Origin of the sequence: Kitasatospora sp. NPDC015120 (genome assembly GCF_043080305.1) — a bacterium.
In the GTDB taxonomy this organism is placed as follows: Bacteria; Actinomycetota; Actinomycetes; order Streptomycetales; family Streptomycetaceae; genus Kitasatospora.
Map to the genome: position 1 here is coordinate 105920 of NZ_JBIBVJ010000015.1, position 23601 is coordinate 129520.

The window sequence follows — 23601 nt, forward strand, 5'->3', positions numbered from 1 at the left end:
ACGTCACAGCTCCCGGAGCGAGACGGCCTCCATCCGGGACGGCGTGGCCGCCGCCTTGCCGCAACTCTCGGGCCGGGCCGGTTCGCTGACGCCCTCGACCACCCGGACCTCCCAGGCCCGGCCGTCCTCGTGCCGGACCTCGACCCGCCAGCGGCCCGCGCCGTCCTCGTGCTGGGCCACGGTGAGCGCGTCGGCCCTGGTCTCCCCGGTGGTCAGCCGCACGGCGTGGTCGGCCGCCTGGCCCGGACGCTCCCAGCCGGAGCAGCCGCGCGACCACTCCGGCACCATGTGGCCGGAGGCCGTCGCCGCCAGCACTTCCTTGGCGGACTCGGCGGTCAGCCGGCCGTACGCGTAGCCGTACGGCAGCACCAGCACGGTGGGGGAGAAGCGGTGCCCGCCCAGGTGGGTCACCTCCCAGACCTCGCTGTGCCCGGCGGCCGCCAGGTCGGCCGCGAGCGGGCGGCCCAGCAGCGCGCAGCAGCGGTCCCGGCGGCCGTTGGTGCACACCAGGGCGACCGGGCCGCCGACGTGCGGCACCCCGAGGCCGCCGTGGTCGCCGGCGCCCAGGGCCGCGAAGTCGAGCGCGAGGAGCTCCGCCGGGTCGGCCACCTCGTGGCGGCGCACCCAGCTGCGGCCGGGGGCCGGGACGGTGTGCGCCACGATCACCTCGTGGCGGGCCGTCGGCAGGCAGTCCGCGTGCCGCCCGGGCCGCCGGATCAGCGCCACCCGCACCCCGGTGCCGGCCGCCGCCGCGTCCAGGGCCCGCCCGACCGCCGGGTCCAGGTGGCTCTCGGCGAGCGCCTTCGCCCCCCACGGACCGTTCTGTTCGACCAGCAGCCAGGTGGTCGCGGTCGCGGCGGTGGCGGCCAGGGGTTCCGACAGTTCACGCGACAGGGTCGCACAGGTGCTCACCCCGGTAAGGCTACCCTTGCCCGTCCGCCGGGGCGCGGCCGCCGGGGCGGGACGGACGCGTGCGGGTGGGGCGGAATCGCACGGGTGGGGTCGCGGGCGGGCCCGCCGGGCGCCGGCCGGCGAGAACGCCGCAGGGCGCCGGACGTGGTCCGGCGCCCTGCGGGGGGACGGCGATCAGGCGGGACCGGCGACGGTGCTGATGGGCGTGGTCACGGGGGTGCCGGAACCGTCGCGGCGCGGGTCGCGCTCCGGCAGGTCGACCGGGGCGCCCTTGGCCGTGGCGGCGCGGGCGGGCGCCGGTCCGGCCCAGGCGAACGCGAGGGCGTCCTCGCCGCGCAGGAAGCGCTGGCAGCGCACGCCGCCGGTGGCACGGCCCTTGCGCGGGTACTGCTCGAAGGGGGTGACCTTCCAGGAGGACTGGGCCTCGCCGGCCAGCGTGCCGGAGGTGCCGGCCACCGAGACGACCACCGCGTCGGCGGCCGGGTCGACGGCGGTGAAGGAGAGCACCCGGGCGCCGTCCGCGAGCTTGATGCCGGCCATGCCGCCGGCCGGGCGGCCCTGCGGGCGGACCTGTCCGGCGGGGTAGCGCAGCAGTTGGGCGTCGGAGGTGATGAAGACGAGGTCCTCCTCGCCGGTGCGCAGCTCGACCGCGCCGATCACCTCGTCGCCGTCCTTGAGCGCGATCACCTCGAACTCGTCCTTGTTGGCGGGCCATTCGGGGACCACCCGCTTGACCACGCCCTGCGCCGTGCCCAGGGCCAGGCCGGGGGAGGACTCGTCCAGGGTGGTCAGCGCGAGCACCCGCTCGTCGGCCTCCAGCCGGAGGAACTCGGTGACGGCGGCGCCGCCGGCCAGCGTGGGCGAGGGAGTGGGCGGCAGCGCCGGCAGGTCGATGACCGGCAGCCGCAGGACCCGGCCGGCCGAGGTGACCACACCGACGTCGGCGCGGGCGGTGGTGGGCACCGCGGAGACGATCACGTCATGCTTGGCGCGCTTCTCGGAGAGCTCGAACGGCTCGCCGTCGGCGGTGCGGGCGAGCAGGCCGGTGGAGGAGAGCAGCACCCGGCACGGGTCGTCGGCGACCTCCAGCGGAACGGTCAGCGAGGCGGCCGGGGCGGCGCCGGCCTCCAGCAGGACGGTGCGCCGCTCGGTGCCGAACTGCTTGGCGACGGCGCCGAGTTCGCCGGACACCACGCTGCGCAGCTTGCTGTCCGACTCCAGGATCTCGGTCAGGTCGGCGATCTCGGAGGTCAGCTTGGCCTGCTCCTGCTCCAGCTCGACCCGGTCGAAGCGGGTGAGCCGGCGCAGCGGGGTGTCGAGGATGTACGCGGTCTGCGTCTCGGACAGCGAGAAGCGCTCCATCAGGCGCTCCTTGGCCTGGGCGGCGTTGTCGCTCGACCGGATGATCGCGATGACCTCGTCGATGTCGACCAGCGCGACCAGCAGGCCCTCGACCAGGTGCAGCCGCTCCTGGCGCTTGCGGCGGCGGAAGTCGCTGCGCCGGCGGACCACCTCGAAGCGGTGGTCGACGTAGACCTCCAGCAGTTCCTTGAGGCCGAGGGTGAGCGGCTGGCCGTCGACCAGCGCCACGTTGTTGATGCCGAAGGTCTCCTCCATCGGCGTCAGCTTGTAGAGCTGCTCCAGCAGGGCCTCGGGCACGAAGCCGTTCTTGACCTCGATGACCAGGCGCAGCCCGTGCTCGCGGTCGGTGAGGTCCTTGACGTCCGCGATGCCCTGGAGCTTCTTGGCGTTGACCAGGTCCTTGATCTTGGAGATGACCTTCTCCGGGCCGACGTTGTACGGCAGCTCGGTGACCACGATGCCCTTGCGGCGGGCGGTGACCGCCTCGATGCTCGTGGTGGCGCGGATCTTGAAGGTGCCGCGGCCGGACTCGTAGGCGTCCCGGATGCCGGAGAGGCCGACGATCCGTCCGCCGGTGGGCAGGTCGGGGCCGGGGACGAACCGCATGAGGGTGTCGAGGTCGGCGTTCGGGTGCTTGATCAGGTGGCGGGCAGCGGCGACGACCTCGGAGAGGTTGTGCGGCGGCATGTTGGTGGCCATGCCGACGGCGATGCCGGTGGCGCCGTTGACCAGCAGGTTGGGGAAGGCGGCCGGGAGCGCCAGCGGCTCCTGCTCGCTGCCGTCGTAGTTGGGCCCGAAGTCGACGGTCTCCTCGTGGATCGACTCGACCATGGCCATCGAGGCGGCGGTGAGCCGGGACTCGGTGTAGCGCATCGCCGCCGGCGGGTCGTCGTTGCCGAGCGAGCCGAAGTTGCCGTGGCCGTCGATCAGCGGCAGCCGCATCGAGAACGGCTGGGCCATCCGGACGACCGAGTCGTAGATGGAGGCGTCGCCGTGCGGGTGCAGCCGGCCCATCACCTCGCCGACCAGGCGGGCGCACTTGACGTGGCCGCGCTCCGGGCGCAGGCCCATCTCGTTGGCCTGGTAGAGGATGCGGCGATGCACCGGCTTGAGGCCGTCCCGGGCGTCCGGGAGGGCCCGGGAGTAGATGACCGAGTAGGCGTACTCGAGGAACGAGCCCTGCATCTCGTCCACGACGTCGACGTCGAGGATGCGCTCCTCGAAGTCTCCGGGGGGCGGGGTCTGCGAACTGCGGCGGGCCATCGCGGCGGGGCTCCCTTACGTCTCGCTTGCGTCTCGTCCACGTCTCGTCGGCGCGGTTTCGCCGGGGCTGTCGGCGGATCTGTCAACAGGGCTCGGCGCCCCCATTGTGGACCCTCCCGCCGACAGTCCCGGCCAGCGCCCCTCTTCCGCCCCTGGCGAACGCCCCGTCCGCGCGGACACATCCACGCCGTTCGCGCGTTGCACCACAATGGGGGACGCCACACGAACCCCGACTTCGACGACGGGAAGGACCCGAGCGCATGGCCAACCCGGCCCCCGCCTCCCAGCGAGGCATCGCCATCACCGAGCACCGCCTGGCCAACGGCCTGCGCGTCGTCCTCTCCGAGGACCACCTGACCCCGGTGGCAGCGGTCTGCCTCTGGTACGACGTGGGCTCCCGGCACGAGGTGAAGGGCCGCACCGGGCTGGCCCACCTGTTCGAGCACCTGATGTTCCAGGGGTCCGCCAACGTGTCCAACAACGGGCACTTCGAGCTGGTCCAGGGCGCCGGCGGCTCGCTCAACGGCACCACCAGCTTCGAGCGCACCAACTACTTCGAGACCATGCCGGCCCACCAGTTGGAGCTGGCGCTCTGGCTGGAGGCGGACCGGATGGGCTCGCTGCTGGCGGCCCTCGACGAGACGTCGATGGAGAACCAGCGCGACGTGGTGAAGAACGAGCGCCGCCAGCGGTACGACAACGTGCCCTACGGCACCGCGTTCGAGAAGCTCGCCGCGCTGTCCTTCCCGGACGGCCACCCCTACCACCACACCCCGATCGGCTCGATGGCCGACCTCGACGCGGCCACCCTGGAGGACGCCCGGGCGTTCTTCCGCACCTACTACGCGCCCAACAACGCGGTGCTGTCGGTGGTCGGCGACATCGACCCCGAGCAGACCGTCGCCTGGGTGGAGAAGTACTTCGGCAGCATCCCCGCGCACGACGGCAAGCAGCCGCCGCGCGACGGCAGCCTGCCGGAGACGATCGGCCGGGAGCTGCGCGAGCTGATCCGCGAGGACGTGCCGTCCCGCGCGCTGATGGCCGCCTACCGGCTGCCGCACGACGGCACCCGCGAGGCGGACGCCGCCGACCTGGCGCTGACCATCCTCGGCAGCGGTGAGTCGAGCCGGCTGTACAACCGGCTGGTCCGCCGGGACCGCACCGCCGTCGCGGCCGGCTTCGGCCTGCTGCGGCTGTCCGGCGCGCCGAGCCTGGGCTGGCTGGACGTCAAGACCTCGGGCGACGCCACCATCGAGCAGATCGACGCGGCCGTCGACGAGGAGCTGGCCCGGTTCGCCGCCGAGGGGCCGACCCCGGCCGAGCTGGAGCGCGCCCAGGCGCAGATCGAGCGCGAGTGGCTGGACCGGCTCACCACGGTGGCCGGCCGTGCCGACGAACTCTGCCGCTACGCCGTGCTGTTCGGCGACCCGAAGCTGCTGAACGACGCCCTGCCCAAGGTCCTCGACGTCACCGCCGAGGAGGTGCGGGAGATCGCCGCCGCCCGGCTGCACCCGCAGAACCGGGCGGTGCTGGTGTACGAGCCGACCCCGGCCGAGGACACCGCCGACGACACCGCTGCCACCGCCGAGACCGACGAGGAGGGCGCCGCCGTATGAGCACCGAGTACGTCCCCGCCATGACCTTCCACCCCCAGCCCCAGCCCGGCACCCCCAGCCCGTGGGCGTTCCCGGCGCCGGAGCGCGCCGCGCTCGGCAACGGCATCACGGTGCTGCACTGCCACCGCCCCGGGCAGCAGCTGGTGGCCGTCGACGTGCTGCTCGACGCGCCGCTCGCGGCCGAGCCGGAGGGCGTGGACGGCGTCGCCTCGATCCTGGCCCGGGCGTTCAGCGAGGGCACCGACACGCTGACGGCCGAGGAGTTCGCGGCGGAGCTGGAGCGGGCCGGCGCGACCCTGGACGCGCACGCCGACCACCCGTGCATCCGGGTCTCGCTGGAGGTCCCGGCCTCCCGGCTGGCCCGCGGCCTGGACCTGCTGGCCGCCGCGCTGGGCAGCCCGGCGCTGCCGGAGAACGAGATCGAGCGGCTGGTCGCCAACCGGCTGGACGAGATCGTGCACGAGCAGGCCAACCCGGCCCGGCGGGCCGCCAAGGCGCTGTACGCCGAGCTGTTCGACGGCGCCGACCGGCTGTCGCGCCCGCGCGCCGGCACCGCCGAGACGGTCAAGACGATCGACCGGGCCGCCGTCCGGGCGTTCTACGAGGCGCACGTGCGGCCCGCCACCACCACCGTGGTCGTGGTCGGCGACCTCACCGGCATCGACCTGCCGGCCCTGCTGGAGTCCACCCTGGGCGCCTGGAAGGGCTCCGCGGCCGAGCCGAGCGTGCACGCGCCGGTGACCGCCGACGACACCGGCCGGGTGATCATCGTGGACCGTCCGGGCTCGGTGCAGACCCAGCTGCTGATCGGCCGGATCGGCCCGGACCGGCACGACCCGAGCTGGGCCGCGCAGATCCTGGGCACCTACTGCCTGGGCGGCACCCTCACCTCCCGGCTGGACCGGGTGCTGCGCGAGGAGAAGGGCTACACCTACGGCGTGCGGGCCTTCGCCCAGCCGCTGCGCTCGGCCGCCGACGGCAGCGGGCGCTCCCTGCTGGCGATCAGCGGCTCGGTGGACACCGCCTCCACCGCCCCGGCGCTGGCCGACACCTGGACGATCCTGCGCACGCTGGCCGCCGAGGGGCTCACCGACGCGGAGCGCGCCGAGGCCGTGCAGTTCCTGGTCGGCGTGGCGCCGCTGAAGTACGAGACGGCGGGCTCGGTGGCCGGCACCCTGGCCGACCAGGTCGAGCAGCACCTGGCCGACGACTTCCAGGCCGAGGTCTACCGGCAGCTGGCCGAGCTGCCGACCGCCGCCGCCACCGAGGCCGTGGTCAAGGCGTTCCCGCCGGACCGGCTGGTCACCGTCCTGGTCGGCGACGCCGCGGCGTTCGCGGACGCGGTGCGGGAGCTGGGCATCGGCGAGGTCACCGTGATCAGCGCCTGACCGACCCGGGGCACCGAGACGCCGAGGGCCCGGCGGAGCGTTCCGACGCTCCGCCGGGCCCTCGGCGTCGCGGCGTTAATTCCCTTGCGACGGCGGCGCCGTGCGTGGGTAGATAGCCCCCGGCACCGGTCACACACACGGAGAGGAGGCGGTCACCATGCGGGTCGAGCCATCCCAGCGGCGCTCCCCGGGACTGTCCTCCCGATGCCCCTCGGCCGCCTGAGCGCCGCCGACCTCTGACATCCCCGCGTCGCGCCGGGTCCCTTCGCGCGGCATCCCCCGGGGCGGACACCCCGCCTAGGCTTGAACCATCCGACCTTGGAGGTCGTTGAACCATGTCGTACACCGAGGTACCCGGCGTCCGGGTTCCGATCCGGATGTGGACCGACCCGGCCACCGTCGAGGGCCAGGCGATGCAGCAGCTGCGCAACATCAGCTCGCTGCCCTGGCTGCACGGGCTCGCCGTGATGCCCGACGTCCACCTGGGCAAGGGCGCGACGGTGGGCTCGGTGATCGCCATGCGCGGCGCCGTCTGCCCGGCGGCGGTCGGCGTGGACATCGGCTGCGGGATGAGCGCGGTGAAGACCTCGCTCACCGCGAAGGACCTCCCGGACGACCTGTCGCGGCTGCGCTCGCGGATCGAGCAGGCCATCCCGGTCGGCCGCGGCCTGCACAGCGACCCGGTCGACCCGGGCCGGCTGCACGGTGTGCCGGCCGGCGGCTGGGACGACTTCTGGCAGCGCTTCGACGCGGTCGCGTCCGAGGTGAGGTGGCGCCGTGAGCGGGCGGCCCAGCAGATGGCGACCCTCGGCGGCGGCAACCACTTCATCGAGGTGTGCGTGGACGACACCGGCGCGGTCTGGCTGATGCTGCACTCCGGCTCGCGCAACATCGGCAAGGAGCTGGCGGAGCACCACATGGGCGTGGCCCAGTCGCTGCCGCACAACCAGGGCCTGATCGACCGCGACCTCGCGGTGTTCGTCGCGGACACCCCGCAGATGGCCGCGTACCGGCAGGACCTCTTCTGGGCGCAGGAGTACGCCAAGCGCAACCGGGCGCTGATGATGGCGCTGTTCCAGGACGTGGTCCGGCGGGAGTTCCCGCGGGCGAAGGTCGCCTTCGACGAGGTGATCAGCTGCCACCACAACTACGTCTCGGAGGAGCGCTACGACGGCGTCGACCTGCTGGTCACCCGCAAGGGCGCGATCCGGGCCGGGGCGGGCGACTACGGGATCATCCCGGGGTCGATGGGCACCGGGTCGTACATCGTGCGCGGGCTGGGCAACGAGGCGTCGTTCAACTCGGCCTCGCACGGCGCCGGCCGGAAGATGAGCCGCAACGCCGCGAAGAAGCGGTTCACCACGCAGGACCTGGCCGAGCAGACCAAGGGCGTGGAGTGCCGCAAGGACGCGGGGGTGGTGGACGAGATCCCCGGCGCCTACAAGCCGATCGAGAAGGTGATCGAGCAGCAGCGGGACCTGGTCGAGGTCGTCGCGCACCTCAAGCAGGTGGTCTGCGTCAAGGGCTGAGCCGGGCGCGTGGGGCTCCCCGCGCCGGCCCCGGAGCCCCCGGAGCCCCCGGCCGTCCGGCCGGGGGCTCCGGGGTTCAGGCGGCCGCGAGCCGCCGGTCGAGAACGGCGAGAATCAGCTCCTCGACCCGGCGGGCCACCGCGGCGCTGTCGCCGTCCGGCCCGGCCAGCAGGTCGAAGGTCTCGAAGCTGGTCAGCATGAAGAGCACCGCCACCAGCTCGTCGAGCTCCGCCTCGCCGAGCCGCGCGTCGCGGTCGGCGAGCACCCGGCCGAGCACCACCCGCAGGCCGCCGCGCCGCCGCTCGCCCCGGTTCTGCAGCGCGGTGTCGAGCTCCGGGTCGAGGATGGCCAGGCCGCGCAGCCGTCGCAGGGCGACCCGGCCGGAGGCGTAGAAGCCGGCGAGCACGTCGAGGACGGCGGAGAGCGCCTCCCGGCCGCTGGGCGCCGTGAACGCCGCGGGCATCCCGGCCATGCCGCCGCGCTGGGCCAGGTCGTCGAAGAGCGCCTCCAGCAGGCCGGTCCTGGAGTCGAACTGGTAGTAGACGGTCATCCGCGCCACACCGGCGGTCTTGGCGACGGCGTCCATGCTGAACGAGGCCGGCCCCTTCTCCCCGGTCAGCAGCTCGCAGGCCGCCTCCAGGATGCGGGTGCGGGTCTGTTCGGCGGCCACCTGGCGTTGGCCGGCTCGGTACTGGCGTGGGCTCATGCGCTGTCGACGTCTCCTGAGGCGGGTGCTCCGGCTTTCATTGTGCACTCGGTCCACATAGAAATACCGGGGGTGCCCCTCCAAGGCCGGTCCCCACCCCGGCGTGCGCCACCGACGGTGCGGCGCGTGCCGCCCGCCGTGCTTCGGCCGCCCGGGTGAAGGGCCGTGACCGGGGGCGGGGCAGGAGGGGTTTCCAGCGTGCCGGGGATTCCCGGCCGCTCGCGCGGTGGGACGGACGGCCGTGGCGCCGCCGTGGCACCGCCCCCCTGCTGCCGTTCCGCCGGAGGCCCCGATGCGAACCGCCCTGCGCCGCGCCCACCGCCGTCTGCTGCTGCGCCGGTGGCTGCGGCGGACCGGCCGCCACCTGGCGGACGGGCTGGTCTGGCTCGGGCTGGCGATGGGGGCGATGGCCTGGCCCGGCGCGCTGCCGGGAGCGCGGAAGCCGCAGGACGTGCTGCCCCCGCCCGGCGTGCCGCCGTGGCATCCGGAACGGTCCGGGGCGGGCGCCGCGCCGTTGACCCGGTCCGAGGAGGAGCTGTGGGCGCACCTGCTGGAACGCTGAGCGGCCGGACGGGCCGCCGGTTCAGCCGCCGGGGCCGGAGCGCCGCGCCGCGGCGCCGGTCTCCGGGCCGGACGGCGTCCCGCCCCGGCCGGCCGCGGTGACGGCGCGGCGGACGTCGTTCAGCCCGGCGCCCTTGACCAGGTAGCCCCGGGCGCCGGCCCGGACCGCCGCGGCGACGGAGTCGTCGTTGTCGTCGGCGGTCAGCATCACCACCGCGACCCCGGGGTGGCGGGCGACCAGGATCCGGGTCGCCTCGATGCCGTCGGTGCCGGGCATGCCGATGTCCATCAGGACGACGTCGGGAGCGAGCTGCTCGACGGCGAGGAGCGCCCCCGCCCCGTCGGCCGCCTCGCCGACCACCGTCAGCGAGTCGATCCGGTCGAGGAGTTGGCGTAAACCTGCCCGGAACAGCTCGTGGTCGTCGACGACCAGGATGCGGAGCGCTCGGGGCGCGACCGGGTCCATGGGGGCTCCTGGGAGAGGGCGTGGAACGCGGGGGAGGCCGGGGCGGGCGCGGGTCGGTCGGGCACGGACGCCGCGGGGCTCCGGGGAGGGGCGGGAGGCGCGGGAAGGACGGGAGCGGGTCAGTCCGGCGGGCCGGTGCCGTCGGCCGGGTCCTGGCACGGCAGCCGGATCCGGACCGCGGTGCCGTACGGGGTGCGGGCCGCGACCGAGAAAATGCCGCCGAGTTCCTTGGTCCGGACGTACATGGACGGAAGTCCGATTCCGCAGTCCGGGTCCGGGGGAATTCCGATCCCGTCGTCCTCGATCGACAGGATCAGACCGTTCCGGCCGACCGATGCGGAGATCCGGCAGACCGTTGCCCGCGCGTGCCGGGCGACATTGGCGAGGGCCTCGCCGGATATCTTCTGCAATTCGTTCTGGACCTCGGCCGGGAAATCGTCCAGGGCGGCCGGCAACGCGGTGACGAAGCGCAGCCGGCCGGCCCCGGCCTCCTCGAAGGCGCGGACCTGCCGGTCCAGGAACCGGCGCAGCGTGCCGGCGGTCCCGGTGGTCCGGGGCTCGGAGCGGTCGAGGTCGCGGATCACCCGGCGGACGTCGGCGATGGCGGCGCCGACGTCCTCCCGGGCCCGGGCCAGCAGGGCCGGCGCCCGCCCGGCGTCACCGCTCAGTTCGAGCCCGGCCAGTTCCATCCGCAGGTGCAGGGCGGCCAGCCGGGGAGCCAGTGAATCGTGCAACTCCCGCCGGAGGCGGCGGCGTTCGTCGAGTCTGGCGGCGGCTTGCGGACAGGCCGGCTCCGTGTCGGCGGCCGGGTGGGCGGCCGGGGCCCGGGCGGCCCTGCCGGAGGGTTTCACGATCTGGTCCGCCATGGTTCCTGGGATCCCCCCGTCGCTCGCGTCCGACCCGCTGTGGAAGGGCGTTTCCTGGAGCGGGGAAACGGAGTTTCCGGGCGCGTCCGAATAGCCGGCGCGGAGCAGCCGTCCTATCGGCCCGTCGTGCGCCTCAATGCCGTGATCCCCGTCCGCCCGGGACAAGACCCTAGGCGCGCCGTTGCGCGGGGCGCAAGGCAGGAGGCGGGGTGGGGGAGGAAACCACGACGGATCCGGACAGGCGGTGAGTGAGCACATACCCGCATGGGCTTCGGGGCCGGGACCGGCGGGCTGGTCGAAACCCGTGAGCGGACACTTACCGCCCGCTATCCTTCGGATACCCCTCCGCAGCCGCAGCCGCAGCCGCAGCCCGGTCCGGAACCGGCCGCCCCGTCCCCCGGAGCCTTCATGAGCATGCGCGAGCAGATCGTCGACGCCGCCGAGCGGGTGATCAGGGACCTCGGCCTGGCCCGTTGCACGACCAAGGAGATCGCCGAGGGGGCGGGCTGTTCCGAGGGCACCATCTACCGGCACTTCCGCAGCAAGGAGGACGTCTTCCTCGCCGTCCTCGCCGAGCGGCTGCCCGGCCTGCCGCCGGTGCTGCGGGCGCTGCCCGAGGAGGTCGCCGACGAGGGGGAGGTGCGGGCGGCCCTGCAGCAGGTGGCCGAGGAGGCGCTCGCGTTCTACCGCGAGTCGATGCCGGTGCTGCTGTCCGTCTTCGCCGAGCCCAGGCTGCTGGAGCGCCACCGGGAGTGGACGCGGGTCAACGACGCGGGGCCGCAGCGGGCCGCCGAACTGCTGGCCGACTACCTGCGGCGGGCCCAGCGGGCCGGTCTGGTGAGCCGCGACGCCGACCCGGCGGCCGCGGCCCGGCTCCTGCTCGGCGCCTGCTACCTGACCGCGTACGGCGGTGGGTCCGCCGTCCCGGCGGGCGGTCCGGAGGCACCGCGCGAGGCCGGGGCCTTCGTCCGGCAGCTGTGGCGGACGCTGGCCCCCGCCGAGCGGCCGGCGGCGCCGGGGGAGCGCCGCGCCACCCGCTGAGCAGGACCGCCCGGTGTCCCGGACGCCGTGGGATCCGGACGCTCAGGACGCCTGGGAGGGGCCCGGATCCCTCGCGGATCCGGGCCCGTCGGCCGTCGGCGGCGGGACGTCCCCGGTGCTCAGTCGAAGCGGTACTCCGAGAGACCGCCGACCCGGCGGAAGCCGAAGGACTCGAAGAGTCCGCGGGCGGCCGGATTGCCGTCCCCGACCACCGCCAGGCCGGTCAGGCCGTCGGCGCGCAGCGCGGCCACCGCCTCGGCGAGCAAGGCCCGGGCGCAGCCGTCGTGCCGCACCCCGGGCCGTGAGCAGAGCGGGTTGAAGCGGGTCACCCCGGCGATGGCGGCGGTCCGGCCGAGCACGGCGACCGGCTGTCCGTCCTCCTCCCAGACCCGCAGCAGGCCGCCGGTGATCTGCCCCCGCAGCGAGCGCCGGACGATCTCGCGGCCGAGCCCGGCGCCGTGCGCGGCCGCCAGGCACCAGTCGGTGAACAGCTCCGACTCCTCGGGCCGGGCGGCCCGGGAACGTCCGGGCACGGCGGGCCGGGGCTCCGCCGGGGCCGGGCCGTCCAGGCTCAGCAGGTGCTCGCGCCGGTCCGCCCGGGCGGACCGGCCGGTGGCCCGGGACCACGCCCCGGCGAAGGCGGCGGACGCCGGGTCCGTGCCGATCACCCCGGGCGCCCGGGCGGCCCGGGCCCCCAGTGCGGCGCCGAGGGCGGCCGCGGCGGCGGCCGGCATGCCGCTCAGCACGACCGGATGCGGCGGGGTGAAGGCCGCCGCGCCGACCACCGGGCTGCCGTCGGACGCGGGGTCCTCGACGCGGCTCCAGTCGGTCGGCGGGGCGGTCGGCGGCCGGAACTGCGCCCCTGTCAGAAGGGTCAGCAGGATGGAGTTGGCGACCGGGTCGCCGGCGATCCACCCGCCGGTCCGCGCGACGAACTCCTCGGTGTCCCGTGTGGTCCTGACGAGCATGCCGGCTCAGTTCGCGTCGGCGCCGCCGGCCCGCTCCCGGCCCGGTGCCCCGCCGCCGGGCCGTCCCATCGTCCCGGCCGTGACGCCGGCGGTCAGGCCGCCGTCCAGCCCGAACAGCGAGCCGGTGATGAAGCCGGCCGCGTCGCTGCCCAGGAAGACCACCGCATCGGCGACCTCCTCCTCGGTGGCGATCCGCCCCAGCGCCGTGGCCGCCCCGGCCTGTTCCAGCGCGCCCGGCGTGCCCTCGATCCGCCGGCGGAAGTCCTCGGTGTCGACCGGCCCGGTGATCAGGGCGTTCACCCGGATCCCGGCCGGGCCGGCCTCCAGCGCGGCGGCCCGGGTCAGGCCGACCACCCCGTGCTTGGCGGCGGTGTACGCGCCCAGGCCGAAGGCGGTGCCCCGGACGCCGGCGGTGGAGGCGTTGTTGACGATGCTGCCGCCGCCGTTCGCCCGCATGGCGGCGATCTCGTGCTTCAGCGCGTGGTAGGTGCCGGTCAGGTTGACGGCGATCACCTCGGCGAAGGCCTCGGCCGGGACCCGGTCCAACGGACCGAACGCCCCGCCGCCGCCCGCGTTGTTGAAGGCGATGTCCAGCCGGCCGTGGCGCTCGACGGTGCCGCCCACCAGCCGGGCGACGTCGTCCTCGACGGTGACGTCGGCGGCCGTGAACTCCGCCTGCCCGCCCTGCTCGCGGATCCGCTGCACGACGGCGAGGCCCCGTTCGGTGCGGCGGCCGGAGACCACCACATGGGCCCCGGCGGCGGCCAGGGCGGCCGCCGTGGCCGCCCCGATGCCCGCGGTGGAACCGGTCACCAGTGCGATCTTCCCCTGGAGTTGACGCATGATCAGCTACCCCTCCGGGTGGCCGGCGGCCACCCTCCCGTTGGCTCTCGACGCTGATTTTGATTGTATAGTCTATACGAATTCAAGCCCCTGGAGGACGTCATGGAGATCGTCGTGGTGGGAGCGGCCGGCCGCACGGGCCGGCTGGTGGTCGGGAGGGCGCTGGAGGACGGGCACGGCGTCACCGCCCTGCTGCGCGATCCGGCCAGGGCGCTGCCGGAGCACGAGCGGCTGACCCGAGTGCGCGGCGACGTGTTCGACGCCGGCTCGCTGACCGGCCCGCTGGAGGGGAAGGACGCCGTGGTGGTGGCCCTGGGCGTGACCGGGCGCGGCGCCACGACGGTGTTCTCCGAGGGCGTGCGCAACGTCATCGCGGCCGCCCGGGCCGGCGGGGTGCGGCGGCTGGTCGCGATGTCCTCGGCGGGCCTGGAGACCGGCCACCTGCCGGCGGTCCAGCGCTTCGTCGCCGGGCTCGTGGTGGACCGGATCTACCGGAACATCCACCTCGACCTCGCCCGGATGGAGGCCGAGATCGAGGCCGGCGCGCCGGACTGGACGATCGTCCGGGTGCCGATGCTGACCGACGGCCCGGCCACGCCCGGCTACCGGGCGGTGGTGGGCGGGCACCTCCCCAGGGCCGCGCGCGTCGCCCGGGCGAACGTCGCCGACTACATCGTCACCCACCTGGACGACCCGGCGACCTTCGGCCGGCGCGTCGAGGTGGCCGACCGGTGACCCCCGGCGCGGCCCGGGCCGCCCGCCGCGCGGGCACCGGGACCGCGCACCGGCCCGCCGCGGACGCACCGGAGCCCGGGCCCCCCGACCAACGGGGCCCGGGCTCCGGACGTGTGCGGTGCGGTCTCAGGCCGCGGCGGGCAGCTCGTCCAGACCCTCGGAGACCAGCTTGGCCAGACGGTCCAGGGCCTGCTCGGCACCCTCGGCGTCGGAGGCCAGCACGACCTCCTCGCCGCCCTGGGCGCCGAGCGCGAGCAGGCCGAGCATGGAACCGGCGTTGACCGGGTTGCCGCCGGGCTTGGCGATGGTGATCGGCACGCCGGTGGCCGCGACGGCCTTGACGAAGACGGAGGCGGGACGGGCGTGCAGGCCCTCGGCCCAACCGATGGTGACGCGGCGCTCAGCCATGAGACGTGCCTTTCCGGTGAAGCTGGTCACGGCCGTGATGGGGGAGACGGACGTGTTGTCTAGACCAGTGTTGCACGCAGGCGACCCCTGCGAGCCGCCGCGTTCGGGAGTTGTGATTGTTTCTTTCAGAGGCATAAACGACGCATAATCCCCGTTCAGCGGCCCTGTCCACCCTGCCGCGAACGCACGGCCGGCGCCATTCGGCTCGCCGCCGGATAACCTGGCGGTCGTGGACGACTCTGCGGTACCGCGCACCGAACCGGAGTACCCCCAGCACTGGGAGGCCGACATCCTCCTGCGCGACGGCGGCACGGCCCGGATCCGGCCGATCACCCCCGCCGACGCCGGCCGACTGGTCGAGTTCTACGAGCAGGTCTCCGACCAGTCCAAGTACTTCCGCTTCTTCGCGCCCTACCCCCGGCTCTCCGACAAGGACGTCCGCCGCTTCACCCACCACGACTTCGTCAACCGCGTCGGCCTCGCCGTCGTCGTCCGCGACCGCTTCATCGCGACCGTCCGCTACGACCGGATCGACCACGACGGCCGCCCCTCCGAGACCGGCACCGACGCCGAGGTCGCCTTCCTGGTCCAGGACGCCCACCAGGGCCGCGGCGTCGCCTCCGCGCTGCTGGAGCACATCGCCGCCGTCGCCCAGGAACGCGGCATCCGCCGCTTCCAGGCCGAGGTGCTGCCGGAGAACCGCAAGATGGTGAAGGTCTTCACCGACGCCGGCTACGTCCAGCGCCGCAGCTTCGCCGACGGCGTCGTCCACCTGGAGTTCGACCTCGAACCCACCGCCGCCTCGCTCGCCGTCATGCGGGCCCGCGAGCACCGCGCCGAGGCCCGCTCCGTCCAGCGGCTGCTCACCCCGCGCTCGGTCGCGGTGATCGGCGTCTCCCGCCGTCCGCAGACCGTCGGCCGGGCCCTGCTGCGCGACCTGCTCGCCGGGTCCGCCGGCGACGGGCTCCCGGTCCACGCGGTCAACCGCGCCGCCGCACCCGGCACCGAGCTGGACGGCGTCCCGGTCCACCGCTCGATCCTCGACATCCCCGGCCCGGTCGACCTCGCGGTGATCGCCGTCCCCGCCTCCGCCGTCCCCGAGGCGGTCGCCGAGTGCGGCGCGCGCGGTGTCCAGGGCCTGGTGGTGGTCACCGCCGGCTACGCCGAGACCGGGCCCGAGGGCCGGGACCGCCAGCGCGCCCTGGTCCGCCAGGCCCGCGCGGCCGGCATGCGGGTGATCGGCCCCAACGCCTTCGGCCTGATCTCCACCGACCCCGAGCGGCCGCTCAACGCCTCGCTCGCACCCGCGCTGCCCGCGCGCGGCGGCTTCGGCGTCTTCTGCCAGTCCGGCGCGATCGGCGTCGCCCTGCTGGAGGCCGCCCACCGGCGCGGCCTCGGCATCTCCTCCTTCGCCTCGGTCGGCAACCGCGCCGACGTCTCCGGCAACGACTTCCTCCAGTACTGGGCGGAGGACCCGGCCACCGACGTCGTCCTCCTCTACCTGGAGTCCTTCGGCAACCCCCGCAAGTTCACCCGGATCGCCCGCCGGCTCGCCCAGGCCAAGCCGGTCGTCGTGGTCAAGGGCGCCCGCCACACCGGCAGCCTGCCGCCCGGCCACGCCGTCCCCGCCACCGCCACCGGCCTCAGGGACGCCACCGTCGACGCGCTCTTCCAGCAGGCCGGCGTCACCCGGGTGGAGACCATCACCGAGCTGTACGACACCGGGGAACTGCTCGCCCTCCAGCCGCTGCCGCCCGGCGACCGGGTCGCGGTGATCGGCAACTCCGACTCCCTCGGCCTGCTCACCCACGACGCCTGCCTCTCCGCCGGCCTGCGTCCGCGCACCCCCGTCGACCTCACCACCGCCGCCACCGGTGAGAACTTCCGGATCGCCCTGGACACCGCGCTGAGCGACCCCGGGGTGGACGCGGTGATCGCCGTCGCCATCCCGCCGATCGGCACCTCCGCCCACGCGTTCATGGGCGGCCGGCTCACCGGTCCGGACGACCCCGAACTCGGCTCCGACGACCCCGAGATCGCCGCCGCGCTGCTCGACGCCGGCGAGCGCGCCCGCGCCGCCGGCAAGCCGCTGCTCCTCGCCCACCTGGCGCTCACCGACCTGCCCGGCCGGCTGCGCCCCGGCGGCATCCCCGCCTACCCGGCGCCGGAGCGGGCCGTGCGCGCGCTCGCCCACGCCGTCCACTACGCCGACTGGCGCCGGCGGAGGGCCGAGGCCGAGGAGACCGCCCGGGTCCCCGAACTCGACCGGATCGACGAGGCGGGCGCCCGCACCCTGGTCGAGGCCGCGCTCTCCACCCGCACCGCGATCGCCGCCCGCACCCAGCCCGGCGGCGCCCGGATCACCCTGCCCGACGCCGACGCGGCCGCCCTGCTCGCCCGCTACGGCGTCGACGTCTCGCCGACCCTGCCCGCGCCCGACGAGGAGAGCGCGGTGCGCGCCGCCGCCACCCTCGGCTACCCCGTCGCGCTCAAGGCCACCGCCCCCCACCTGCGCCACCGCCCCGACCTCGGCAGCGTGCGGCTCGACCTGACCGGCGAGCCCGGTCTGCGCCGCGCCCACCACGAGCTGGACGCCCTGCTCGGCGGCGCCGCCCAGGCCCAGCTGGTGGTCCAGCGGCTCGCCCCGCGCGGGGTGGACACCGTGATCGGCGCCACCGTCGACCCGGCGGTCGGCGCGATCCTCTCCTTCGGCCTGGCCGGGGCCCCCGCCGAACTGCTCGGCGACGTCGCCCACCGGCTGGTTCCGGCCACCGACCAGGACGTCGCCTCGCTGGTCCGCGAGGTCCGGGCGGCGCCCCTGCTGTTCGGCTGGCGCGGTGCCGAGGCCGTCGACACCGATGCCCTGGAGGAGCTGCTGCTGCGGGTGTCGCGGCTGGTCGACGACCTTCCGGAGGTCGCCTCGGTGGATCTCGAACCGGTGGTCGTGGCCCCGCACGGACTGGCGATCCTGGGGGCGCGCGTGCGCATCGCACCCCTTCCGGTCCGCAGTGATCTGGGCCCGCGCGCCATGAGCACGCTGTAACCTTCCTTGGTTGCGTCCGGACCGCGGGCGCCGTTGTCCGAAGCTCGGCGCCGTGCCGCCCGCTTCGTCGGCGGACCATGCCAGGATGGAGTTATGGCGAAGACCGGTACCACCACCACGCAGGACCTGCGTTCCGCGATCGAACGCAGCGGCTACTACCCGGCCCTGGTGTCCGAGGCGGTGGAGTCCGCGGTGGGTCCCGAGCCGATCAGCTCCTACCTGGTGCACCAGGAGACGACCTTCGACGCCAACGAGGTCCGCCGGCACGTCACCGTGCTGGTGCTGACCCCGACCCGCTTCGTGGTGAGCCACACCGACGAGCAGACCGGCGACGGCAGCAGCCCCGCCGTCCCGCTGGCCACCACCTCCACCGAGAGCGTGCGCCTGGACCGGATCAACTCCGTGGTGGTCAGCCGGATGGTCGCCAACCCCGAGACGTACACCCCGGGCACCCTGCCCCGCGAGGTGGTGCTGACCATCGGCTGGGGCGCCGTCCAGCGCCTCGACCTCGAACCGGCCGGCTGCTCCGACCCCAACTGCGAGGCGGACCACGGGTACACCGGCTCGGCCACCGCCGACGACCTCTCGCTGCGGGTCAGCGAGGCCGGCGACGGCCCGGAGACGGTCGCCCAGGCCCTGGTCTTCGCCCGCGCCCTCTCCGAGGCCACCGTCACCACCGTCTGATCCGCGGCGCCGTCGCGCCCCGCCGCCGCGCCCGCCGACGCGTACCGCCGCTCCGCCGTCCCGCTCCGCCGCCACGCACCGACCCGCGCCGTCCGGACGCCGCCCCCACCCGCCCGGACCGTACCGGCCAGCCAGGAAGCCACTCCCGCCACCATGCCCTTCGCCCCCGACGGCCACGACGCCTTCGAGATCCTCGACCCCGCCACCGCGCCCGCGCCCCCCTACGGCACCGGCTCGCTCTGCGACCTGCTGCCCTCGGTGGCGGCCGGCCTCGGGGTGCCCGGATTCGAGGCGGCGCTGCCGCTGGCGCCCGCCGACCGCGCGGTGGTCTTCCTCGTCGACGGCCTCGGCTGGGAACTGCTCCTGCGCCACCCCGAGTACGCGCCGTTCCTCTCCTCGCTGACGGCCGGCTCGCTCGGCGGCACCGGCCGTCCGCTGACCGCCGGCTTCCCGTCCACCACCGCCACCTCGCTGGCCTCGGTCGGCACCGGCACCCCGCCCGGCCTGCACGGCCTGGCCGGCTACACGGTGGCGGTGCCCGGCGCCGGGCACCTGATGAACCAGCTGCGCTGGCAGCCGCACACCGACCCGGGCACCTGGCAGCCGTACCCGACCGTCTTCGAGCGGGTCGACGCCGCCGGGGTGGCCACCGCCCAGGTCTCCTCCCCGCTGTTCGCCCAGACCCCGCTCACCCGGGTCGCGCTCTCCGGCGGCACCTTCCTGGGCCGCACCACCGGCGAGGAGCGGATGGACCGGGCCGCCGCCTGGCTGGCCGAGCACGACCGCGCGCTGGTCTACACCTACGTCAGCGAACTGGACGGCGCGGGCCACCGCTTCGGCGTGGACTCCGACGAGTGGCGGATGACCCTGGACGCGGTCGACCGGCTGGCCCGCCGGCTCGCCGAACAGCTGCCGCCGCGCTCGGTGATGTACGTCACCGCCGACCACGGCATGATCGACATCGCCCCCGAGGACCGGATCGACTTCGACGAGGACTGGGAGCTCGGCGCCGGCGTCGCCCTGCTCGGCGGCGAGGGCCGGGCCCGCCACGTCTACGCCGTCCCCGGCGCCGCCGCCGACGTCCACGCGGTGTGGAGCGAGGTGCTCGGCGACCGGATGTGGGTGGCCACCCGCGACCAGGCGATCGGGGCCGGCTGGTTCGGCCCCGCGGTCGACGAGCGGGTCTACCACCGGATCGGCGACGTGGTCGCCGCCGCCCGCGACGACATCGCGATCACCGCCTCCCGCAACGAGCCCGGCGAGTCCGCGATGATCGGCCTGCACGGTTCGATGACCCCGGTCGAGCAGTACGTGCCGCTGCTCGAATTCCGCCGCTGAATTCCCCCGATGCGAAAGGCCTTTGCACCACCCATGGCTGAACTGGTGTTCTTCTCCGGCACGATGGACTGCGGGAAGTCGACGCTCGCGCTCCAGATGGACCACAACCACGCCGCCCGCGGCCGGCAGGGGATCATCCTCACCCGCAACGACCGGGCCGGCGCGGCCACCATTTCCAGCCGCCTCGGCCTGCGCGCCGAAGCCGTCGAGGTGGCCGACGACTTCGACTTCCACGCCCATGTGGTGCACCGGCTCTCGGCCGGCGGCCGGGTCGACTACCTGATCTGCGACGAGGCCCAGTTCTTCACCCCCGTCCAGATCGACCAGCTCGCCCGGGTCGTGGACGAACTCGACATCGACGTCTACACCTTCGGCATCACCACCGACTTCCGCACCCGGCTCTTCCCCGGCTCGCAGCGGCTGATCGAACTCGCCGACCGGGTCGAGGTGCTCCAGGTCGAGGCGCTCTGCTGGTGCGGCGCCCGGGCCACCCACAACGCCCGCACCGTCGGGGGCGTCATGGTGGTGGAGGGTGCTCAGGTGGTGATCGGCGACATCTCGGTGCGCGAGGACGAGGTCGGCTACGAGGTGCTCTGCCGCCGCCACCACCGCCGTCGCCTCACCGCCGCCACCGCCCGCGCCGCCGTCCTCTCCCCGGACGTCCTCCCCTTCGAGGACCAGCAGGCCTGAGCGGGTCCTCGGCGGACCCTAGAGGATCTCCAGCACCGAGAAGTGCCCGCCGCGCGGGTCCGCCAGCCGGGCCGCGAGGCCGCGGGGCGTCGCGTGCGGCCCGACCAGGACCCGGCCGCCCAGCTCCACCGCCCGGCGCGCCGTCAGTTCCGCGTCGGCGACGGAGAAGTGGGTGCGCCAGCGCGGCGGGTGGCCGCGCAGCTCGGCGTCGCGCCGGATCCCGGCCACCGGCCGGCCGCCGACCAGCAGCGCCGATCCGCCGTCGGCCTCCGCCACCGGCACCCCGAGCACCGCGCGGTAGAAGGTCGTCGCACCGTCCGCGTCCGGGGTGAGCAGCTCCGCCCAGGCCGGCCCGCCCGGCTCGGGGCCGGCCTCCCGGCCGAGGTGCTCCTCGCCCTGCCAGAGCCCGAAGACCGCGCCCGAGACGTCCGCCGCGATCGCCAGCCGCCCGGCCCGTTCCGCCTGCAGCGGTCCGACCGCGACCGTGCCGCCGCACTCCCGCACCAGCTGGGCCGAGCGGTCCGCGTTGTCCACCGCGAAGTAGGTGGTCCACTGCACCGGGAAGCCGGTCACCGCGGACACCCCGAGCCCGGCCACCGGCTCCTCGCCGAGCCGGGCCCGCACGTACGCGCCGAGCTGCGCGGGCCCCGGGGCGAACGTCCAGCCGAGCAGTTCGCCGTAGAACGCCCGGGCGCCGGGCAGGTCGTCGGTCATCAGGCTGACCCAGCACGGGGTGCCCTGGGCCAGCCGGAGTGTCAGCGCGGACATGACAGGTCTCCTCGGGGGGCGGACGGCGCACGAAACGGCGCAGTGAGGGTGATGCTTCCACCGTGGCGCGCGTCGAACCCTCGGGCCGCGCGGAAAGTCCGGCAAAGACCGCACAAAGAGCACCGGCGTGGTCGCCCTGCGCCAGAATGACCGCCATGACCACGCTTCACGATGACTCCCCGCTGGTGTCGGTGACCGAACTGGACGAAGCGCTCGGCTCCGCGCTCCCGCCGGTCCTGCTCGACGTGCGCTGGCAGCTCGGCGGCCCGCCCGGCATCGAGGACTACACCGCCGGCCACCTCCCCGGCGCCCACTTCGTCGCCCTCGACACCGACCTCGCCGCCCCCGCCGGCCCGCCCGGCCGCGGGGGGCGCCACCCGCTGCCCGACCCGGAGGAGTTCGGTGCCGCGCTGCGCCGCTGCGGCGTCTCGGCCGACCGCCCGGTGGTGGTCTACGACGGTGCCGCCGCCCTGGCCGCCGCCCGCGCCTGGTGGCTGCTGCGGTGGGCCGGCCACCCGGACGTGCGGGTGCTGGACGGCGGCTACGCGGCCTGGCGGGAGGCCGGACTGCCGGTCACCACCGAGGTGCCGCCGGCCGGGGAGGGCGACTTCAAGCCGGTGCCGGGCCGGCTTCCGGTGACCGACGCCGACGGCGCCGCCGTCTGGGCCCGCGAGGCGCTGCTGCTGGACGCCCGGGCGGCGGAGCGCTACCGGGGCGAGACCGAGCCGATCGACCCGCGGGCCGGCCACATCCCCGGCGCCGTCTGCGCGCCGACCACCGAGAACGTCGGCCCGGACGGCCGCTTCCGGCCCGCCGCCGAACTCGCCGCCCGCTTCCGGGCGCTGGGCGCGGGCGAGCGGGAGACCGCCGTCTACTGCGGCTCGGGGGTGACGGCCGCGCACCAGATCCTGGCCCTCGCGGTCGCCGGCCTTCCGGCCACCCTCTACCCCGGCTCCTGGAGCGAGTGGTCCAGCGACCCGGCCCGCCCCGTCGCCGTCACCGACCAGCCCGGGTGAGCCGGGACGCGCGAGGGGCGGACGGCCGCAGCCGTCCGCCCCTCGCGCGTGTCGTTCCCGCTACTCCTGCTTCTTGCGCCGGCTGCCGAAGACGATCTCGTCCCAGCTCGGCACGGTGGCCCGGCGCCCGGGCCGGACGCCGTCCGCCTCGGCCTGCCGGTCGGTGGTGCCGACCAGCCGATCCCGGTGCGGCGCGACCGCGCGTGGCATCAGGATGTCCGCGTACGCCGAGCCCGCGCCGACCGCGGGAGCGGCGGCCGCCGGCTCCTCCGCCTCCTCGGCCACCTCGTCGGGCACCGGCTCGACCGGCGGCGGCGCGCCGACCGCGAGGTCGCCGCGGAAGGCGGGCACCACGTCCAGCAGGCTGGTCAGCGAGTCGCGGGCCTCGGCCGTCGCCTCGCGGGACTCCCGCACCTCGCGGGCCGACATGATCCGGTCCGCCGAGGGCCGGTCGATCATCGGGCGCGGCGGCCGCTCCTGGGGGAGCCGGGCGATCCGCGGGATGAACGGGAAGACCGACTCCTCCTCGCGCTCGACCGTCTCGCCGATCAGCGCGCGGGCCTCGTCGTCGTTGGGCTGCACCAGCCGCCGGGGCGGGTCGTACGTCCAGGACGCGCTGCGGCCCTCGCCGTCGGCCCGGTAGGAGAGGATGACCTCCCACGTGCCGTCGTCGCGCCGCCAGGAGTCCCAGCGCTCGGTCTCCTTCTCCGCGCCGCGCAGCGCCAGCCGTTCGGCCACCGCCTCGCCCAACTGCGGGCCGGGGGCCTCGCCGTGCCGGCGGATCGCGGTCTTGCGGGCCCGCTCGGCCATGAAGGCGCGCTCGGCCAGCACCGGACCCTCGAAGCGGCGGACCCGGTCGACGGAGATGCCGGCCGCCTGCGCGACCTCCTCGGCGGAGGCACCGGCTCGTATCCGCGCCTGGATGTCCCGGGGGCGGAGGTGACTCTCGACCTCGATCTCGATCTGGCCGAGGCGCGGCCGGTCGCCACGGATGGCGGCGCGCAGCCGCTCATCGATGGGAAGGGTGTACTCCGTGCTGTCGGCAGCCTTGAGCACCAGCCGTGTGCCGTCGTTGCTGACGGCCACAACCCGCAGTTCGGGCACGGTTACCTCCCGGGTGGTGCCTGCCGACGTCACCTGCGTCGCTGCTCCCGTACTGAGTGTGGCCTGCCCGCTCGCGACTGGCCACAACCTTGCTGAGTTCCCCGGCGTGTCGGGCCTACGCCCGTCCACGCCGCTGTGGCACGGTTGCCTTTTTGCCACGCCATCCGTCGACGTCGCGCCTGGGTGTCCCGGCCGTCCTCGCACGCGCAGTGAACGCGACGGTCCGGGACGGGCGTCGCCGTGCGTGCCTGTCCCGTAGCTCTTCGTCAGGCTGCCGGTTGAGGGGCAGTCGAC

The 23601-nt window shown here is 75.1% G+C and carries 21 protein-coding genes; 11 read left to right on the top strand and 10 right to left on the bottom strand.

Going from position 1 to position 23601, the window contains the following annotated elements; all coding sequences use genetic code 11:
• Window positions 1–3: 3 nt before the first annotated feature.
• Window positions 4–912: a sucrase ferredoxin gene (locus tag ACF1AK_RS27625; protein ID WP_391501531.1), complete on the bottom strand. Its 909-nt coding sequence runs from the start codon at window positions 910–912 to the stop codon at window positions 4–6.
• 174 nt (window positions 913–1086) lie between these two features.
• A complete protein-coding gene (locus ACF1AK_RS27630) occupies window positions 1087–3537 on the bottom strand; it encodes a DNA topoisomerase (ATP-hydrolyzing) subunit A (protein WP_391501532.1) in 2451 nt (816 codons plus the stop codon).
• 260 nt (window positions 3538–3797) lie between these two features.
• Here ACF1AK_RS27630 and ACF1AK_RS27635 point away from each other — a divergent pair, with 260 nt between their 5' ends.
• From ACF1AK_RS27635 to ACF1AK_RS27645, 3 genes are all read left to right on the top strand, one after another.
• On the top strand, window positions 3798–5153 hold the full coding sequence (locus ACF1AK_RS27635) for a M16 family metallopeptidase (RefSeq protein ID WP_391501533.1): 1356 nt from the start codon (window positions 3798–3800) through the stop codon (window positions 5151–5153).
• A gap of 20 nt (window positions 5154–5173) precedes the next feature.
• Window positions 5174–6541: a M16 family metallopeptidase gene (locus ACF1AK_RS27640; protein ID WP_391501563.1), complete on the top strand. Its 1368-nt coding sequence runs from the start codon at window positions 5174–5176 to the stop codon at window positions 6539–6541.
• 335 nt (window positions 6542–6876) lie between these two features.
• Window positions 6877–8070, top strand: coding sequence for an RtcB family protein (locus ACF1AK_RS27645; protein WP_391501534.1), 1194 nt, complete (start codon window positions 6877–6879; stop codon window positions 8068–8070).
• Between the two features lie 76 nt (window positions 8071–8146).
• On the opposite strand, the gene ACF1AK_RS27650 is transcribed toward ACF1AK_RS27645, so the two are convergent.
• The gene (locus ACF1AK_RS27650; RefSeq protein ID WP_391501535.1) at window positions 8147–8776 is read right to left on the bottom strand and encodes a TetR/AcrR family transcriptional regulator; all 630 of its coding nucleotides are present in this window, start codon (window positions 8774–8776) and stop codon (window positions 8147–8149) included.
• Window positions 8777–9068: 292 nt separating this feature from the next.
• Between ACF1AK_RS27650 and ACF1AK_RS27655 the strand changes: the two genes are divergently transcribed.
• The gene (locus tag ACF1AK_RS27655; protein ID WP_391501536.1) at window positions 9069–9338 is read left to right on the top strand and encodes a hypothetical protein; all 270 of its coding nucleotides are present in this window, start codon (window positions 9069–9071) and stop codon (window positions 9336–9338) included.
• 21 nt (window positions 9339–9359) lie between these two features.
• Here ACF1AK_RS27655 and ACF1AK_RS27660 read toward each other — a convergent pair whose 3' ends face one another.
• Window positions 9360–9803, bottom strand: a complete 444-nt coding sequence (locus ACF1AK_RS27660; RefSeq protein ID WP_391501537.1) for a response regulator transcription factor — start codon at window positions 9801–9803, stop codon at window positions 9360–9362.
• A 119-nt stretch (window positions 9804–9922) separates the two neighbouring features.
• Window positions 9923–10669: a sensor histidine kinase gene (locus ACF1AK_RS27665; RefSeq protein WP_391501538.1), complete on the bottom strand. Its 747-nt coding sequence runs from the start codon at window positions 10667–10669 to the stop codon at window positions 9923–9925.
• Window positions 10670–11077: 408 nt separating this feature from the next.
• Between ACF1AK_RS27665 and ACF1AK_RS27670 the strand changes: the two genes are divergently transcribed.
• Window positions 11078–11710: a TetR/AcrR family transcriptional regulator gene (locus ACF1AK_RS27670; protein WP_391501539.1), complete on the top strand. Its 633-nt coding sequence runs from the start codon at window positions 11078–11080 to the stop codon at window positions 11708–11710.
• 119 nt (window positions 11711–11829) lie between these two features.
• Here ACF1AK_RS27670 and ACF1AK_RS27675 read toward each other — a convergent pair whose 3' ends face one another.
• The gene (locus tag ACF1AK_RS27675; protein WP_391501540.1) at window positions 11830–12678 is read right to left on the bottom strand and encodes a GNAT family N-acetyltransferase; all 849 of its coding nucleotides are present in this window, start codon (window positions 12676–12678) and stop codon (window positions 11830–11832) included.
• 6 nt (window positions 12679–12684) lie between these two features.
• Window positions 12685–13521, bottom strand: a complete 837-nt coding sequence (locus tag ACF1AK_RS27680) for an SDR family NAD(P)-dependent oxidoreductase (protein ID WP_391501541.1) — start codon at window positions 13519–13521, stop codon at window positions 12685–12687.
• Between the two features lie 102 nt (window positions 13522–13623).
• Between ACF1AK_RS27680 and ACF1AK_RS27685 the strand changes: the two genes are divergently transcribed.
• Entirely contained in the window at window positions 13624–14256 is a 633-nt protein-coding gene (locus ACF1AK_RS27685; RefSeq protein ID WP_391501542.1) for an NAD(P)-dependent oxidoreductase, read from the top strand.
• 126 nt (window positions 14257–14382) lie between these two features.
• Here the strand turns inward: ACF1AK_RS27685 and ACF1AK_RS27690 are convergent, their stop codons facing one another.
• The gene (locus tag ACF1AK_RS27690) at window positions 14383–14664 is read right to left on the bottom strand and encodes an HPr family phosphocarrier protein (RefSeq protein ID WP_391501543.1); all 282 of its coding nucleotides are present in this window, start codon (window positions 14662–14664) and stop codon (window positions 14383–14385) included.
• A gap of 229 nt (window positions 14665–14893) precedes the next feature.
• On the opposite strand from ACF1AK_RS27690, the gene ACF1AK_RS27695 reads away from it, so the two are divergent.
• The 4 genes from ACF1AK_RS27695 to ACF1AK_RS27710 all read left to right on the top strand — a co-directional run bounded on the left by ACF1AK_RS27695 (window position 14894) and on the right by ACF1AK_RS27710 (window position 20419).
• A complete protein-coding gene (locus ACF1AK_RS27695) occupies window positions 14894–17707 on the top strand; it encodes a GNAT family N-acetyltransferase (RefSeq protein WP_391501544.1) in 2814 nt (937 codons plus the stop codon).
• A 93-nt stretch (window positions 17708–17800) separates the two neighbouring features.
• The gene (locus ACF1AK_RS27700; RefSeq protein ID WP_380295651.1) at window positions 17801–18391 is read left to right on the top strand and encodes a DUF5998 family protein; all 591 of its coding nucleotides are present in this window, start codon (window positions 17801–17803) and stop codon (window positions 18389–18391) included.
• A gap of 153 nt (window positions 18392–18544) precedes the next feature.
• Complete coding sequence (locus ACF1AK_RS27705; protein ID WP_391501545.1) at window positions 18545–19729, top strand: alkaline phosphatase family protein; 1185 nt, start codon at window positions 18545–18547, stop codon at window positions 19727–19729.
• A gap of 33 nt (window positions 19730–19762) precedes the next feature.
• Window positions 19763–20419 (top strand): thymidine kinase, encoded by a 657-nt coding sequence (locus ACF1AK_RS27710; protein WP_391501546.1) that lies wholly within the window; start codon window positions 19763–19765, stop codon window positions 20417–20419.
• Window positions 20420–20437: 18 nt separating this feature from the next.
• Here ACF1AK_RS27710 and ACF1AK_RS27715 read toward each other — a convergent pair whose 3' ends face one another.
• Window positions 20438–21187 (bottom strand): VOC family protein, encoded by a 750-nt coding sequence (locus tag ACF1AK_RS27715; RefSeq protein WP_391501547.1) that lies wholly within the window; start codon window positions 21185–21187, stop codon window positions 20438–20440.
• A gap of 155 nt (window positions 21188–21342) precedes the next feature.
• Between ACF1AK_RS27715 and ACF1AK_RS27720 the strand changes: the two genes are divergently transcribed.
• Complete coding sequence (locus ACF1AK_RS27720) at window positions 21343–22203, top strand: sulfurtransferase (RefSeq protein WP_391501548.1); 861 nt, start codon at window positions 21343–21345, stop codon at window positions 22201–22203.
• A 60-nt stretch (window positions 22204–22263) separates the two neighbouring features.
• Here ACF1AK_RS27720 and sepH read toward each other — a convergent pair whose 3' ends face one another.
• On the bottom strand, window positions 22264–23340 hold the full coding sequence (gene sepH / locus ACF1AK_RS27725; RefSeq protein WP_391501549.1) for a septation protein SepH: 1077 nt from the start codon (window positions 23338–23340) through the stop codon (window positions 22264–22266).
• Window positions 23341–23601 lie beyond the last annotated feature (261 nt).

Excerpts from the sequence above, each read along its gene's own strand:
- ACF1AK_RS27640 (WP_391501563.1), top strand. The coding sequence starts at position 5,174 with ATGACCTTCCACCCCCAGCCCCAGCCCGGCACCCCCAGCCCGTGGGCG.
- ACF1AK_RS27715 (WP_391501547.1), bottom strand. The coding sequence starts at position 21,187 with ATGTCCGCGCTGACACTCCGGCTGGCCCAGGGCACCCCGTGCTGGGTC.
- ACF1AK_RS27720 (WP_391501548.1), top strand. The coding sequence starts at position 21,343 with ATGACCACGCTTCACGATGACTCCCCGCTGGTGTCGGTGACCGAACTG.
- ACF1AK_RS27660 (WP_391501537.1), bottom strand. The coding sequence starts at position 9,803 with ATGGACCCGGTCGCGCCCCGAGCGCTCCGCATCCTGGTCGTCGACGAC.
- ACF1AK_RS27705 (WP_391501545.1), top strand. The coding sequence starts at position 18,545 with ATGCCCTTCGCCCCCGACGGCCACGACGCCTTCGAGATCCTCGACCCC.
- ACF1AK_RS27650 (WP_391501535.1), bottom strand. The coding sequence starts at position 8,776 with ATGAGCCCACGCCAGTACCGAGCCGGCCAACGCCAGGTGGCCGCCGAA.
- ACF1AK_RS27680 (WP_391501541.1), bottom strand. The coding sequence starts at position 13,521 with ATGCGTCAACTCCAGGGGAAGATCGCACTGGTGACCGGTTCCACCGCG.
- ACF1AK_RS27685 (WP_391501542.1), top strand. The coding sequence starts at position 13,624 with ATGGAGATCGTCGTGGTGGGAGCGGCCGGCCGCACGGGCCGGCTGGTG.
- ACF1AK_RS27635 (WP_391501533.1), top strand. The coding sequence starts at position 3,798 with ATGGCCAACCCGGCCCCCGCCTCCCAGCGAGGCATCGCCATCACCGAG.
- ACF1AK_RS27690 (WP_391501543.1), bottom strand. The coding sequence starts at position 14,664 with ATGGCTGAGCGCCGCGTCACCATCGGTTGGGCCGAGGGCCTGCACGCC.
- ACF1AK_RS27700 (WP_380295651.1), top strand. The coding sequence starts at position 17,801 with ATGGCGAAGACCGGTACCACCACCACGCAGGACCTGCGTTCCGCGATC.
- ACF1AK_RS27655 (WP_391501536.1), top strand. The coding sequence starts at position 9,069 with ATGCGAACCGCCCTGCGCCGCGCCCACCGCCGTCTGCTGCTGCGCCGG.
- ACF1AK_RS27670 (WP_391501539.1), top strand. The coding sequence starts at position 11,078 with ATGAGCATGCGCGAGCAGATCGTCGACGCCGCCGAGCGGGTGATCAGG.
- ACF1AK_RS27665 (WP_391501538.1), bottom strand. The coding sequence starts at position 10,669 with ATGGCGGACCAGATCGTGAAACCCTCCGGCAGGGCCGCCCGGGCCCCG.
- ACF1AK_RS27675 (WP_391501540.1), bottom strand. The coding sequence starts at position 12,678 with ATGCTCGTCAGGACCACACGGGACACCGAGGAGTTCGTCGCGCGGACC.
- ACF1AK_RS27710 (WP_391501546.1), top strand. The coding sequence starts at position 19,763 with ATGGCTGAACTGGTGTTCTTCTCCGGCACGATGGACTGCGGGAAGTCG.
- ACF1AK_RS27645 (WP_391501534.1), top strand. The coding sequence starts at position 6,877 with ATGTCGTACACCGAGGTACCCGGCGTCCGGGTTCCGATCCGGATGTGG.
- ACF1AK_RS27630 (WP_391501532.1), bottom strand. The coding sequence starts at position 3,537 with ATGGCCCGCCGCAGTTCGCAGACCCCGCCCCCCGGAGACTTCGAGGAG.